Raw genomic sequence first — 13,254 nt, 5'->3', positions numbered from 1 at the left:
TACAGAACTCCTTCGAAACTCACTTCGGTACAGACGGAAGACACCACTGCCGGGTACCTCAGTTGCCGCCGGTGTCCGGCTGGGGAGCCGGCGTCGCTTCCGCACTGGGGTCGGCCGCGTTCGGGTCGGCGGGGCCGCCCGGATCGGTCGGGACGACGGGGTTGGTGTTCGGGTTGTCGAGCGAGATCCGTGAACCGATGGGGTCGACCTTGTTGGTCTTCCACACCCCGTCGATCTCTTCCATGGCCAATCGCATCGTCAGCTTGCTCCGCTCGACGCGATCGGGCCAGGTGGTCGTCGTCGCGATGACAACGAGCGCCTCGGCGGTGTTCTCGTCGGTACTGAGCTCGGTGATCGCTGCGTGCAGAACCTCTGCCTCACTCTTGGCACCGGACTGACGAACCTGGTCGGTAATGCCCGACCGCGTCTGCTCGAGGTCGTTGAGCATCAGGTCGCCGGTGATGGACGACTTCATGTTGTCGAACGACTGATCGATGGTGGCCGCGTCGACCGTGTTGAGGTTGACGGCCGCTTGCTGAGCGCCGGTGAGAGCCGCGTCGCGGGTGTCCGCCATGGGCTTCTGGCTGAACAACGCCTTGCCCCAGCCGTAACCGAAGAACACTGCCGCTGCGAGCGCAACCACGGCGATCACGGTCACGACCGCAAGCAGAATCTTCGCTGTCTTGTTCTGCCCCGGAGTCGCTGGGGACTCCGGGGCTTCGGTGCTCGAGTTCACACTTTCCACCCTACTACTCGGTAATATCTGGCCGAACCGCTCTCGGCCCGACGATAGTGCTGAGCAGCAGTTTCTCCGATTTCACTACTTCGGCGTGACGCCGATCAGCGGTGCCAACTGGGTGGCGATCGGGTTGAGGTTCAACTTCTCGGGATCGACCTTGGGCTTGAGGTCCCACGGCTGCGGCACATCCGGATCGGCGAACACGATGCGGTTCGCACTACGAACGCCCGTCACGCTGCCCTGAGGTGTGGCGCAGTTCGCGTCGAGGTTCAGCGGGTAATTCTCCCGAGTCGGATCGAAGTTCGGGTTCTTGCGCTTCTCCTCGTCGAGGATCGCCTGGCTGCCCTCGTAGCCCACCGTGCACGGGGGCGGGTTGTTGGTCTCGAGCAACAGGCCCTGATGGATCGTGCCGTCGTCCGGGACGATGGTGGAGATGCCGGCACCGAGGGCAGGCAGGAACGTCAGGAACGGACGAAGCGCGAAGTACCGGGGTTCGGCCTGCGCAGCAACAAGTGCCAGGTTGTTGATATCGGTCGTCAGAGCCGGACCGGCATCGGTGATGAGACCACCGAGCTGATCGCCCGCCGCTGTGCCGGTGTCGATCAGGCGACGGATGTCCGGATCGCTGGACTTCAGCTGAGCCGTCACCTCATCCAAGCTGGTGCTGAACTGCCGAATCAGATCCGACTGCTCGGACTGCGTGTTCAGCACCGGCACCGCGTCGCGCACCAGCGCGAGCGTCTGCGGCAGCGCCTCGTTGCCTGCCTCCGAGATGTTCCCGAGCGAATCGACGAGAGACGCAAGATCCGTGCCCTTTCCGTCGAACGCCACACCGAGCTCGTTGACGACTCGCGTCAACGTATCCAGCGGTACCGACCGAACCAGCGTGTTCGTGTTGGCGAGAACCTGTTCCACCGGCACGGGTGTGGTGGTGTCGGCCTCCGCGATCTGCGAACCGTCGACCAGGAACGGGCCCTGGTCGGTCTCGGGTTGCAGGTCGACGTACTGCTCACCGATGGCCGACCTGTTGGCCACGACGGCCTTGGTGTCGGCAGGGATGTCCGGGCCGCCGTCGTCGAGCATGAGCGCGACTCGGATCCCGTCTTCCGTCAGTTCCAGATCTCCGACGGTTCCCACCGGGACACCTCGGTAGGTGACCTCGGCGTTGGAGAAGATGCCACCGGAATCGGCGAGGTTCAGATCGACCTGGTACTGCCCGAAGCCGAGCATGTTGTCAAGTCGCACGTACTTGGCACCGACATAGACCGACCCCACTACGGCGACCACGACGAAGAGGACCAATTGAATGCGAACCAGTCTCGATCTCACTGTCCAACTCCGAATCGCTCGAGCAGATCGTTCAACGGTGCGAACGGATCGGCCGGTGCGGGCGCGGCGGCCGCCGCTGCCTGCTCGTTCGCAGGTGCACCCGGACCGGGAACCGGTGACGGGATGATCGGCGGCAACGGCAGCAGCGAGATCGTCGGCCAACCCGGGCGCGGTCCGTTGCCGTTGTAGTACGGATTCGACGGGTCGACGACGGGCAGCGTGTTGCCGTACTTGGGCTGGATGTAGACCGGATCGCCCTCCCCGACGCCGAAGTTGCGCAACGCAGTTCCGATCGACAGGTCGAGCGAAAGGAACAGGTTCGCCGAGTTGCCCTCGATGATTTTCTCGGTGCCGTCCGCGAACGGCAGGGTGGGGATCACCGCGAGCGAGCTCACCACGTCGTCCGCCGAATCGGCCAGGGCCTGGAGCGTGGGGCGTAGTGCCCGCAGGTCCGCGATGAGATCGTCCTTGGAACGGTCGATCACGTCGGTGCCGACGGCTCCGAGACGGTCGAGCGCTCCGAGCATCTCGGTCAGCTGCGGGCGCTGCTGCTCGAGAACCTCGGTGGCGATCGGCAGATCCTTCAGCACTGCGTCGATCTTGTCGGTCTGCGTGTTGACGCGGCCGCTGAGAGTGTCCAGCCCGTCGATGGCGCGGGTGATGTCGTCACGCTGCTGGTTGAGGCCGTCGATGAGGGTGTTCGCTTGCTGCAGAAGCTCTTTGGTTCTGCCTTCGCGACCGTCGAACGCCGTGCTCAGTTCCTTGACGATCGGCGAGAGCTGCCCGACACCGCCGCCGTTGAGCAGCAGCGAGAGCGCACCGAGTACCTGTTCGATATCGGTGGCATGGCGGGTGCGATCGAGCGGGATCGTGGCCCCGTCCTGCAGACGCGCTGCTTCCTCGTCGCCAGGAGGTGCCGAGAGCTGCACGAACTTCTCGCCCAACAGGTTGGTCTGTTGCACCGATGCGATCGCGTTGGCCGGAAGGTCGACGTCGGAATTCAAGATGACGTTGACGTCGGCGGTCCAGCCGTCGTTCGGGACCGTTATCGAGTCGACGCGGCCGACCGAGACGCCGTCGACCTTCACGGTCGACTGCGGGACGAGGTCCAGTACGTCGTCGAACTGCACCGTCAGGTTCAACGGGTTCTCACCGACGTCGGCACCGCCGGGCAGCGGTATCGCGTAGATGCCGGCCGACGAGCATGCTCCGGCCGACAGCGCCACCACGCACGCACCGGCTCCGACCACCAAAGAACGCTTCACTCGAGCTCGATTCCGATTCACAGAGGCTCTCACTGTCCCCCACCTCCGATGTACGACTGCTCCAGTCCGGGCATCGAGCTGTTTCCGAGCCTGGGCGAGACGACGCCAGGCACGGTGCCCGGCACGGACACGTTCTGCTCGATGTCGTTGGTGAGAACGCCGAACGGCAGCACGATCCGGTTCTGGTCTTTGATCGGGGCCTGGATCATCGTGGTGATGTTGGAGCACTGATCGATGATCGGCTGAATCTGCGCACCGAGTGCTTCGAAGCGCGGATCACCGGGAACCAGCTTTCCGAGATCGATGAGCTGACACAGGGTGCCGAGCGGATCCTGGGTCTCGTTCTGGAGATTGGCGCGCGTGGCGAGCGTTCCCGACTCGGCGTCGTAGGCGTTTACCAGGTTGCTGATGGCCAGCGGCAGCAACGTGAGCGTTTGCACCAGCTGCTCGCGGTTGTCGGCGAGTGTCTGCGTCGGAACCGTGAGACCGTTCGCGGCATCGGTCAGTTGGGTCCGGTTGTCCGCGACGAACGTCGCCACGTCGCCGAGCGAGACCGACAGCTGTTGGAGTGCAGCTCCGAGGTCCTCTCGCTGCCCCGACAGGAAACCGGTCAGGTCGGCCAACTGGGTGTTGAAGTTGCGTACCTGCTGATCGTTGACGGCCAAGGCGCTGACGAACGTCTGCAGGTTCTTGATCGTGTCGAACACGTCGGTGCGCGAGTCACTCAACGTTCGACCGGCGGCCGAGAGCTGGGTGATGCTGTTGCCCAACGCTTCACCGTTGCCGTCGAGGTTGGCTGCACCGGTGTTGACCAGATCTGTGAGAGCGCCGTCCTTGTTCGCGCCGTCCGGACCGAGGGCGGTGGACAGGTCGTCGATGGACTTGTACAGCTCGTCGACCTCGACGGGGGTTGCGGTGCGATCGCGACCGATCGTCGCGCCGTCGGCCATGGTGTCGCCGCCGGTGTAGGCGGGTGAAACCTGGACGTAGCGGTCGGCGACGAGCGACGGGGTGACCTGCACGGCCTTTGCGTCCACAGGAATGTCGACCCCACGGTCGACGCGGAGGACGACCTCCACGTCTTCGCCTTGCGGCGTCACGGAGTCGACCGTACCGACCTTGACGCCAAGCACGCGCACCTCCGAGCCGGAATAGATGCCGATCGACTTGTCGAAGTAGGCGGTGATCTTGGTCGTTCCGGCCCTGGTGAACAGCCACCAGCCGGCGACCGCGAGGACGAGCGCCACGGTCACGACGACGGCGATCAGCGCGAGCTTGTTCTTGCTTCTCGGTGCTGTCTGCGTGTCTGTCATCAGTTCCCCGCCAACGTATCGAGCGAGGGCTGGCGGTAACCAGGTATCAACGGAACTCCGGGCGGTGTGAGGTTTGCCAGCGTGATGTCTATCCACCGGCCGTTGCCGGTCAGGTTCGTGTACAGCCGAATGAACGGTTCGTACAGCTTCAGCGCACGGTCGAGGTTGTCGTTGTTGCGCTGCAGGATCTCGATGGTGCCGTTGAGCTGCTGCAACATCGGGTTGATGGTGGCCTCGTTGTCGCGAACCAGGCCGGTCAGCTCTTGCGACACTCGCTGAGTGCCGGTGAGCAGCTGCGAGATGGCCTGCTGCCGATTGTTGAGCTCTTCGAGAAGCGGGCCCGCGTCGGTGATCAGTTGGTTGAACTGCTCGTTGCGGTCGGCCAGCACCTTCGAGGTCTCGCCGGTGGCCTCGAACAGCTTCTTCAGTTCCTCGTCACGGCTGGCCACGGTCTGCGATAACCGAGTCACACCGTCGAGCGAGGCACGGATGTTCGCAGGCGTCTCGGAGAACGCCTCGGACAGGGTCCGCATGCTCGTCGCCAGCTGATCGGTGTCGATGTCGCTGATGGTCGAGGCCGCAGCGGAGAACGCGTCGATCACGTCGTACGGGGACGTGGTGCGCTCGAGCGGAATCGGGTCCTTGGGGCTCAACGTCTCCGGACCGCTCGGGTCGAGCGCCAGATATTTCTGCCCCAGCACAGTCTTGATGGCGATGGCCGCTCGCGACTCGTTGCCGACCCAGGCGTCCTTGACCGTGAAGTCCACGAGCACCCGGTCGCCTTCGAGACGCACATCGGTGACCTTGCCGACCTTGACGCCCGCGATGCGCACTTCGTTGGGCGGCTTGAGCCCTGCTGCCTCGCTGAACTCGGCGGTGTACACCGAACCCGCACCGATGATCGGGAGCCGGTCGAGAAAGAAGACCGACATCGTGGCGAGCAGGATGATTGCGATACCTAGCGCACCGATGGTGGCCGGACTACGACGAGATGTCATTGCTTGATCCCCCCAGCTTTGCAACGCGCTGCGGAGTTCGTGTACAGCGGCTGGTTGACGGTCGGCAGCCCGGTCGGCAGATTCAGATTCGGCGAACTACCCGGTCCGGCGACGATGTCGATACCGCACAGATAGAAGGTGAACCAGGATCCCTGCTGGGCCGTGCGAATGAGCTTCTCGAGTTTGACGGGCAGAATTCCGAGGACCGTGTCCACGTCGTCGCTTCGTCGGTTGACTGTCTCGGCCAACGTGTTCAACGCAGTCACCGAACCCTGGATCGACGGCCTGGTCGGCTCGAGCAGGTCGGCGGTCGCGTTGGTCAGGCCGGCGAGCGACGTCACGGCGGAGCCGACGACACCACGGTCGGCCGACAGGCCCGAGACGAGCTGCTGCGTGTTGACGATCAGGCTGTCGAGCTGCCCGTCGTTCTGGTTCACCGTCTCCAACACGTTGTTCAGATTGGTGATGACCTGCCCGATGACCTGATCCTTGTCGGCGACGGTGTTGGTCAGGGTCGCCGTATTGGTGACCAGTTCGTTGATGGTGCCCGACTCCCCCTGGAACACCTGAATGATCTGGTACGACAGCTTGTTGACGTCATCGGAGCTGAGCGTGGTGAACAGCGGGCGGAAGCCGTCGAAGAGCGTGGTCAGGTTCACCGCAGGCTTGGTCCGCTCCAACGGAATGGTGGCACCGTCGGTGATCTTCCGACCCTGATCTCCCGAACCCTGCTCGATGGCGATGTAGCGCTGGCCCACCAGGTTCCGGAATCGGATGGTCGCCGTCGAACTGGCCGGGAGCCAATCACGACTGCTCAGAGTGAAGTCCACCTTGGCTTCGCGCTCGTTGGCGATCTCGATCTTGTCGACCTGGCCGACACGAACGCCCGCGATACGAATCTCGTCGCCCTCGTTGAGAGACGTGACGTCCGTGAACACAGCCGAGAACTTGGTGCCGCCGCCGCCGCTGGAATTGGCGATGGTGAAGGCAAGGGTGGCCGTAGCAATGATCGTAATCACGGCGAACACGACCAACTTGATGATCGGCGCGAGAAGGCCTCTCATGGCACGGTCACCTCCACTCCTCTCAGTGCCGGTGCGCCGATAGCGGCCGCCCACGACGGAATACTGTCCGGTGCAACACCACTCGCCTGTCCGTAGATCACGGCCAGAGTGTCGCGCTCGAAGTCGGAGCCCTCGTAGCTCGCCGGCTGCGCGGATGCGGAGACGGCGGGAACGATGGAACTCTGGGCAGACTTCGGTGGTCCCTGTCCTTCGATCACCTGCGGGCCCGGGTTCCGGGTCGGCACCTGGTAGGAACCGTCGTTGATCGAGCCTCCCGGATACTGCGGGAAGAACTCCCCCGGCGCCGCGGGCTCGAAACAGGTGGCTCCGCGATCGTCGAACAAGCGCGGCTCGTCCTGGTTCGGCAAGTAACGACCCTTCGGGTTGACGAACGGTGCGGAGACGTTGATGCCGGGGTACTCGTCGCCCTCACCGAGTACGACTTTTCCGCGCCTGGCACCTTCGGCGAAATAAGTGAACGTGCAGCCGAACGTCGGGGAGAACTCGGCCAGCAGCTCGAGCGCTTCCCGAGAGTTCGCGGCCAATCCGATCAGGTTCTCGGAGTTGGTCTGTAGAAAGTCCGCAGTGGTGTACGACGCCGAGGTCAGGGAGCCGTACAGCGTGTCGAGGCTGGACTGCCGCTCGACCACGGTGTTGCCCGTCGTCCGCAAGTTGTCCAGCGCCGAGACCAAGTCCGGTGCCGCGTCTGCGTAGGTCTGCGAGAAGTCGGCCAGCCCGACCAACGTCTGCTGGATGTTCGGCAACTCCGTGTTCAGACCCGACACGATGTTCGTCAGGTTGTCGATGGTCTGGCCCAGTTGCTCACCGCGCCCGCTGAGGCCCTGCGCCAACGACCCGAGGGTGTTCGCCAGATCCTGTGGCGGAATCGCCTGCAGCAGTGGAAGCAAGCCGTCGAGCAACTGCCCGACCTCGATGGCGTTTCCGCTGGTGTCCTGTTTGAGGACCGTGCCCTCGGAGATCGGCGACGCCGCATCGTTCTCGGGCACGATCAACGAGACGTAGCGCTCACCGAACAGTGTCTTGGGAAGCAACCGTGCCGTCACGTTCGACGGAATCAGCGGTGCCTTGTCCGGATCGATGGCGAGCTGCGAGGTCACGACGCCGTCGACGGTGGACGCCGAGCGCACCTCGCCGACGATCATTCCGCGCACCTTGACATCCGCGTTCATCGGCAGCGCGTTGCCGACCGAGTCGGTTTCGAGGCTGACTTTCACCACATCTTTGAACGTCTTGTTGTAGGACGTGATGCTCCACCCCAGGAACAGGATGAGCACCAGGAAGAACGCCAAACCGAGGAGTACTCGCTTCAGTCGCGACGGCGAGTCGATCATCCCGCAACCCTCACTGTGGTGGTCGTGCCCCAGATGGCGAGGCTCAAGAAGAAGTCCAGTACGGCGATCGTGACGATCGCGGTACGAACGGCACGGCCCACTGCGACGCCGACACCGGCAGGTCCGCCAGAGGCGTGGTAGCCGTAATAGCAGTGGATCATGATCAGGACGAAGGCGAATATCAGCACCTTCAAGAACGAATACAACACGTCTTCCGGAGGTAGGAAGAGGTTGAAGTAGTGGTCGTAGGACCCCGTGGACTGCCCGTTGAAAATGGTGCTGATCCCTCGGGATGCGACGTACGACGCCAACAGCCCGACGATGTACAGCGGGATGACGGCCACGAAGCCTGCGATCATGCGGGTGGTCACGAGGAACGGCACGCTGGGTACGGCCATCACCTCGAGCGCGTCGATCTCCTCGGAGATTCGCATGGCACCGAGCTGGGCGGTGAAACCACAGCCGACGGTGGCCGAGAGTGCCAGTCCTGCGACAATCGGCGCGATCTCACGGGTGTTGACGTACGCGGACAGGAATCCGGTGAGCACGGAGCTACCGAGCTGTTCGAGGGCTGCATAGCCCTGTAGACCGACGACGATGCCGGTGAAGCCGGACATCATCACGATCACGCCGATGGTCCCACCGATGACGGCGAGCGCACCGCTGCCGAAGGTGACCTCCGCCAGCAGGCGGAGCACCTCCTTCTTGTAATGCACTGCGGTCTTGGGAATCCACCCGATGGCCCGCAGGTAGAACGACATTTGCTCGCCTGCGCGGTCGAGCACGTTGAGCGGGGCGTTGCCGACGCGCTTGACGCGCATCAGCGTGCGGTCACCGCGACCTCGTGCGATCGTCATCGCGGTTACGCTCCCTTCGCTGGGACGACCTGGAGATAGACCAGGGTCAGGATGAGGTTGGCGAAGAAGAGCAGCAGGAACGTGATGACAACCGTCTGGTTCACTGCCTCGCCGACGCCCTTGGGTCCGGGGTTGGGATTGAGGCCCTTGTAGGAGGCGATGATGCCCGCGATGAGTCCGAAGATTGCTGCTTTCGCCTCGGCGACATACAGATCCGGCAGCTGGGCCAAAAACGAGAACGACGCCAGATATGCACCGGGGGTGCCGCCCTGAAGGATCACGTTGAAGAAGTAACCGCCGGCGATGCCGACGACCGAGACCAGGCCGTTGAGCAAAAGTGCGACGAGGATCATCGCGAGCACTCGGGGAACGACGAGACGATGTACCGGGTCGATACCCAGCACTCGCATGGCGTCGATCTCCTCGCGGATGGTGCGCGAGCCGAGGTCTGCAGTCACAGCAGAACCGGCAGCGCCGGCCACCAGCAGTGCGGTCACGATCGGACTGCCCTGCTGGATGACCGCGAGCACGCTGGCCGCACCCGTGAACGACTCGGCACCAAGCTGCTTGATGAGCGATCCGGTCTGCAGCGCCACGACCGCGCCGAACGGAATGGCGACGAGCGCCGTCGGCAGAATCGTGACGCTGGCGATGAACCAGGCCTGCTCGATGAACTCGCGGAACTGGAACGGCCTACGGAAGGTGTTGCGAACCACCTCGACGAACAGTTCGACGATATTGCCGGCTTGTGTCAGAGCGGCGCTCGCCGGAGCGAACGTGGACTTCTTCGATCCCCCCATGTCTGCTATTGACCCCGACCTTGTGTTGGAGCTTGGTAGCCCTGCTGATCATGACCTTGCCCGCTGTAACTCTGCTGGTCGTAACCCTGCTGGTCGTAACCCTGGTGGTCGTAACCCTGGTGGTCGTAACCCTGGTGGTCGTATCCCTGCTGGTCGTAACCCTGCTGCTGGTCTGCATACGCGGGGTAACGCTGACCCGGGTCGGTGGTGTCGAGGCTTTCCTGGATCGCAACCTGGGCATTGTGCGGCAGGGTGTGCATGATCTGGCGGACGCGCTCCTGCCTACGCCCGACGGCTTCGCGCACCGGAGTTCCGGGAGTGGCCTTCATCTGCGGCACGATGCCTTCGACGTCGTCGACGCCGCCGGCGTGATGGCCGGCGTCGACCATGGCCTGCTCCTGCGCCATCTGCGCCTCGTCCTTCTCCTCCGACATGCCGATCGGACCGATCATCGTTCCGTTGAGGAACTGCTTGACTACCGGCTCGTCGCTCGTCAGGAGCACCTCGCGGGGGCCGAACATGACCAGCTGGCGACGGAAGAGCATGCCGATGTTGTCGGGCACCGTCCGAGCGAGGTTGATGTTGTGCGACACGATCAGGATCGTGGCGTCGATCTCGGCGTTGATGTCGATCAGGGTCTGCGAGATGTACGTAGTGCGAACGGGATCGAGGCCGGAGTCCGGCTCGTCGACCAGGATGATCTCGGGATCGAGAACCAGAGCGCGGGCGAGACCGGCGCGCTTACGCATACCGCCGGAGATCTCGCCGGGCAGCTTGTCCTCGGCACCGAGCAGACCCGTCAGTTCCAACTTCTCCATGACGATCTTGCGGATGTCGGACTCGGACTTCTTCGTGTGCTCGCGGAGCGGGAACGCGACATTGTCGTAGAGGTTCATCGAGCCGAACAGTGCGCCGTCCTGGAACAGCACCCCGAAGAGCTTCCTGATCTCGTAGAGCTCACGGGAGGAGCACTGCAGGATGTCGGTTCCGTCGATGAATATCTTGCCCTGTTCGGGACGCAGGAGGCCGATCAAGGACTTCAGGAAGACCGACTTGCCGGTACCGGAAGGACCGAGGAGCGCACTGACCTCACCCTTCGGCAGGGTCAACGTCACGTCCTGCCAGATCTTCTGTACCCCGAAAGACTTGGTCAATCCCTCGACCGAAACCTCGACTCCCACGCTGACCTCCACAATTCGTACACATCGACCCGTATGTGGGTTGTGTCACTGTATCCCATGCACGTGTCCGCACCGACACGGGAGCTTACCGCCCAGTAAGAACTTCCCCGAGTCAGGCTGTAGAGCTTGCATCAGTGTGGCTCATCTCACGCGACACGGACGCCGACTCGCCAGAACTGTGACAAGTCCCTGCGTGAGGAAGCTGTGACACACCACAAAAAATGACGGCCGAAACCCTTCGGAACGCTTCGGACTTCGGCGAGGTCGAGTAAACAGCGGCGCGGAGCGGGTGTCACGCGATCCGGCGGAGTCCGTGACCGATCACAACGACGAGTCGGTCGGAGCTACCGGAAACACAGAAAAGGGGCCGCCCCCACCTGAGTGGGAACGGCCCCTCGACTCGCTCTCGAATTCAGAGCACGAAGCACGACTGCAACGAAGCGGTCCTACTTGACGGAGATCTTCGCGCCGGCAGCTTCCAGCTTCTCCTTGGCGGCGTCGGCTGCGTCCTTGGCAACCTTCTCCAGAATTGCCTTCGGAGCGCTCTCGACGAGATCCTTGGCTTCCTTCAGGCCCAGGCCGGAAACGACCTCACGGACGACCTTGATGACCTGGATCTTCTTGTCGCCGGCCGACTCGAGGACGACGTCGAACTCGTCCTGCTCCTCGGCAGCGTCAGCGCCACCGGCTGCCGGTGCACCGGCAGCAGCAACGGCGACGGGGGCAGCTGCGGTGACCTCGAAGGTCTCCTCGAATGCCTTCACGAACTCGCTGAGCTCGAGGAGGGTGAGCTCCTTGAACTGGTCGAGCAATTCTTCGGTGCTGAGCTTCGCCATGGTGGCGGGTCCTTCCTGTAAGTACCTAACCGCTGATCCGCGACTGGTGTTCGGTGATGGTGTGGAGCTGAGCTGTTCGCCAATACCAGCGGATCAGCTTTCGGCGGGAGCTTCCGCCGGTGCTTCTGTTTCTGCAGGTGCCTCGGCTGCGGCGGGTGCGCCGGCAGCCTTCTTCTCCTGCAACGCGAACGCCAGACGCGCGAACTGCGATGCGGGAGCGTTGAACAGGCCTGCAGCCTTCGACAAGTTGCCCTTCATGGCGCCGGCAAGCTTGGCCAACAGGATTTCGCGCGACTCGAGGTCTGCGATCTTGTTGATCTCGTCCACGGACAGCGTTGCGCCGTCCATGTAGCCGCCCTTGACGATCAAGGCCTTGTTGTCCTTGGCGAAGGCCTTGATGGCCTTCGCTGCGTCGACCGGCTCGCCCTTGATGAATGCAATGGCGGTCGGTCCGACGAACAAGTCGTCGAGGCCGGTGACGCCGGCCTCGGCTGCTGCGCGCTTGACCAGGGTGTTCTTGGCGACGGAGTACGTGGCACCTTCGCCGAGCGCACGCCGGAGCTGAGTCAGACCGGACACCGAAAGACCACGGTATTCCGTGACGACGGCAGCCGTCGAACCCTTGAACTGTTCGGTGATCTCCGATACTGCTGAGACCTTTTCGGGCTTTGCCATACTTCGCCTCCTCTCGTGGGAAGTTGTGTCGATCGCGAGAGGGCCGGAAAACGACGAACGCCCCGGCGCAAGAAGCACACGGGGCGTGAACGAGCGGGCAGCCACGAGGGCTGCATACAGGTTCCCTACCTCGTTCTCCTGCGTGGGCCGTCCGAAGCGATCTCGGACCTTCAACCGCGCAACTCCCGGAAGTGAATCCTTCGAGAAGGCGGTGACCAACGGTCTTGGGTAGAACTTGATTGGGCGATCAGGGCACGAGTGCGAGCATTCGTGTTCCGGACCGTCGACCAGGCTACAACACGTTCGGTGCCAACTCCAAAACGTTCGGCGTTCGCACCGTCAGATGCGCACCCCGTAGAGAACCAGGTTGCGCTCGTAGCTGCCCACCGCTGCATCGAAGTCACCCGAACAGGTGATGAGCCGAATCTCGTCGGCAGGCACCGCTCCGAAGACCAGTGCGGTCGGGAACTCGGTTTTGCCGTAGTCACCGATCCGATCGATTCGGTACGTGGTTCGGCCACCCGCCTCGTCCTCGACCTCGACGACATCTCCGGTTCCGAGTTCCGAGAGGCGATCGAACACCGCAGGACCGGTCGTCGAGTCGACGTGCCCGGCTATCACCGTCGGACTGCCGATCGCACCGGGTCGGCCACCTCCGGTGAACCACCCGACGTCGTCGTAGTCGGTGGGCACCTGCATCTCCCCCGACTCGGTGAGCCCCAGGCCGATCAACGGCTCGTCGAGACCGATGTCCACGGCGCTCACCCGCGTCGGGGCCGGTGTCACCGAGTCCACTGCGGGCGCAGTCGGGGCAGTGCCCGACAACGGCTGCGAGGACACGGGGA

The 13,254-nt window shown here is 63.4% G+C and carries 13 protein-coding genes; all 13 read right to left on the bottom strand.

From position 1 onward, the window contains the following. Positions 1–58: 58 nt before the first annotated feature. On the bottom strand, positions 59–736 hold the full coding sequence (locus NY08_RS23125) for a hypothetical protein (protein WP_045199031.1): 678 nt from the start codon (positions 734–736) through the stop codon (positions 59–61). 84 nt (positions 737–820) lie between these two features. Beyond that, on the bottom strand, positions 821–2,068 hold the full coding sequence (locus NY08_RS23120) for an MCE family protein (RefSeq protein WP_045199029.1): 1,248 nt from the start codon (positions 2,066–2,068) through the stop codon (positions 821–823). Then, positions 2,065–3,333 carry an MCE family protein gene (locus NY08_RS23115; RefSeq protein ID WP_027498220.1) on the bottom strand — a complete coding sequence of 423 codons (1,269 nt, stop codon included), beginning with the start codon at positions 3,331–3,333 and terminating at the stop codon, positions 2,065–2,067. The genes NY08_RS23120 and NY08_RS23115 overlap by 4 nt, the downstream gene beginning before the upstream one ends. Before the next feature lie 29 nt (positions 3,334–3,362). After that, a complete protein-coding gene (locus tag NY08_RS23110) occupies positions 3,363–4,646 on the bottom strand; it encodes an MCE family protein (RefSeq protein WP_027498221.1) in 1,284 nt (427 codons plus the stop codon). After that, the gene (locus tag NY08_RS23105; RefSeq protein WP_045199027.1) at positions 4,646–5,644 is read right to left on the bottom strand and encodes an MCE family protein; all 999 of its coding nucleotides are present in this window, start codon (positions 5,642–5,644) and stop codon (positions 4,646–4,648) included. Before NY08_RS23105 ends, NY08_RS23110 begins: the two co-directional genes overlap by 1 nt. Beyond that, entirely contained in the window at positions 5,641–6,708 is a 1,068-nt protein-coding gene (locus NY08_RS23100; protein ID WP_027498222.1) for an MCE family protein, read from the bottom strand. The genes NY08_RS23105 and NY08_RS23100 overlap by 4 nt, the downstream gene beginning before the upstream one ends. After that, on the bottom strand, positions 6,705–8,060 hold the full coding sequence (locus NY08_RS23095; protein WP_008713865.1) for an MCE family protein: 1,356 nt from the start codon (positions 8,058–8,060) through the stop codon (positions 6,705–6,707). The genes NY08_RS23100 and NY08_RS23095 overlap by 4 nt, the downstream gene beginning before the upstream one ends. Then, positions 8,057–8,917: an MlaE family ABC transporter permease gene (locus NY08_RS23090; RefSeq protein ID WP_027498223.1), complete on the bottom strand. Its 861-nt coding sequence runs from the start codon at positions 8,915–8,917 to the stop codon at positions 8,057–8,059. The genes NY08_RS23095 and NY08_RS23090 overlap by 4 nt, the downstream gene beginning before the upstream one ends. A 5-nt stretch (positions 8,918–8,922) precedes the next feature. Beyond that, positions 8,923–9,717, bottom strand: coding sequence for an MlaE family ABC transporter permease (locus tag NY08_RS23085; protein ID WP_027498224.1), 795 nt, complete (start codon positions 9,715–9,717; stop codon positions 8,923–8,925). A 5-nt stretch (positions 9,718–9,722) separates the two neighbouring features. Beyond that, positions 9,723–10,898 (bottom strand): ABC transporter ATP-binding protein, encoded by a 1,176-nt coding sequence (locus tag NY08_RS23080; protein ID WP_094718929.1) that lies wholly within the window; start codon positions 10,896–10,898, stop codon positions 9,723–9,725. Between the two features lie 446 nt (positions 10,899–11,344). After that, positions 11,345–11,734: a 50S ribosomal protein L7/L12 gene (gene rplL, locus NY08_RS23075; protein ID WP_032393957.1), complete on the bottom strand. Its 390-nt coding sequence runs from the start codon at positions 11,732–11,734 to the stop codon at positions 11,345–11,347. Positions 11,735–11,827: 93 nt separating this feature from the next. Next, positions 11,828–12,409 carry a 50S ribosomal protein L10 gene (gene rplJ / locus NY08_RS23070; RefSeq protein ID WP_045199024.1) on the bottom strand — a complete coding sequence of 194 codons (582 nt, stop codon included), beginning with the start codon at positions 12,407–12,409 and terminating at the stop codon, positions 11,828–11,830. Positions 12,410–12,748: 339 nt separating this feature from the next. After that, positions 12,749–13,249: a class F sortase gene (locus tag NY08_RS23065; RefSeq protein WP_235387007.1), complete on the bottom strand. Its 501-nt coding sequence runs from the start codon at positions 13,247–13,249 to the stop codon at positions 12,749–12,751. Positions 13,250–13,254: the final 5 nt, after the last annotated feature.

Origin of the sequence: Rhodococcus sp. B7740, assembly GCF_000954115.1 — a bacterium.
Lineage (GTDB): Bacteria > Actinomycetota > Actinomycetes > Mycobacteriales > Mycobacteriaceae > Rhodococcoides.
The sequence above is the reverse complement of the archived record's forward strand: the minus strand, read 5'-3'. Positions and strand labels throughout refer to the sequence as shown.

What these genes read in the sequence shown, in the direction of transcription:
- rplJ (WP_045199024.1), bottom strand. Translation starts at nt 12,409, where the DNA reads ATGGCAAAGCCCGAAAAGGTCTCAGCAGTATCGGAGATCACCGAACAG.
- rplL (WP_032393957.1), bottom strand. Translation starts at nt 11,734, where the DNA reads ATGGCGAAGCTCAGCACCGAAGAATTGCTCGACCAGTTCAAGGAGCTC.
- NY08_RS23110 (WP_027498221.1), bottom strand. Translation starts at nt 4,646, where the DNA reads ATGACAGACACGCAGACAGCACCGAGAAGCAAGAACAAGCTCGCGCTG.
- NY08_RS23105 (WP_045199027.1), bottom strand. Translation starts at nt 5,644, where the DNA reads ATGACATCTCGTCGTAGTCCGGCCACCATCGGTGCGCTAGGTATCGCA.
- NY08_RS23085 (WP_027498224.1), bottom strand. Translation starts at nt 9,717, where the DNA reads ATGGGGGGATCGAAGAAGTCCACGTTCGCTCCGGCGAGCGCCGCTCTG.
- NY08_RS23095 (WP_008713865.1), bottom strand. Translation starts at nt 8,060, where the DNA reads ATGATCGACTCGCCGTCGCGACTGAAGCGAGTACTCCTCGGTTTGGCG.
- NY08_RS23090 (WP_027498223.1), bottom strand. Translation starts at nt 8,917, where the DNA reads ATGACGATCGCACGAGGTCGCGGTGACCGCACGCTGATGCGCGTCAAG.
- NY08_RS23100 (WP_027498222.1), bottom strand. Translation starts at nt 6,708, where the DNA reads ATGAGAGGCCTTCTCGCGCCGATCATCAAGTTGGTCGTGTTCGCCGTG.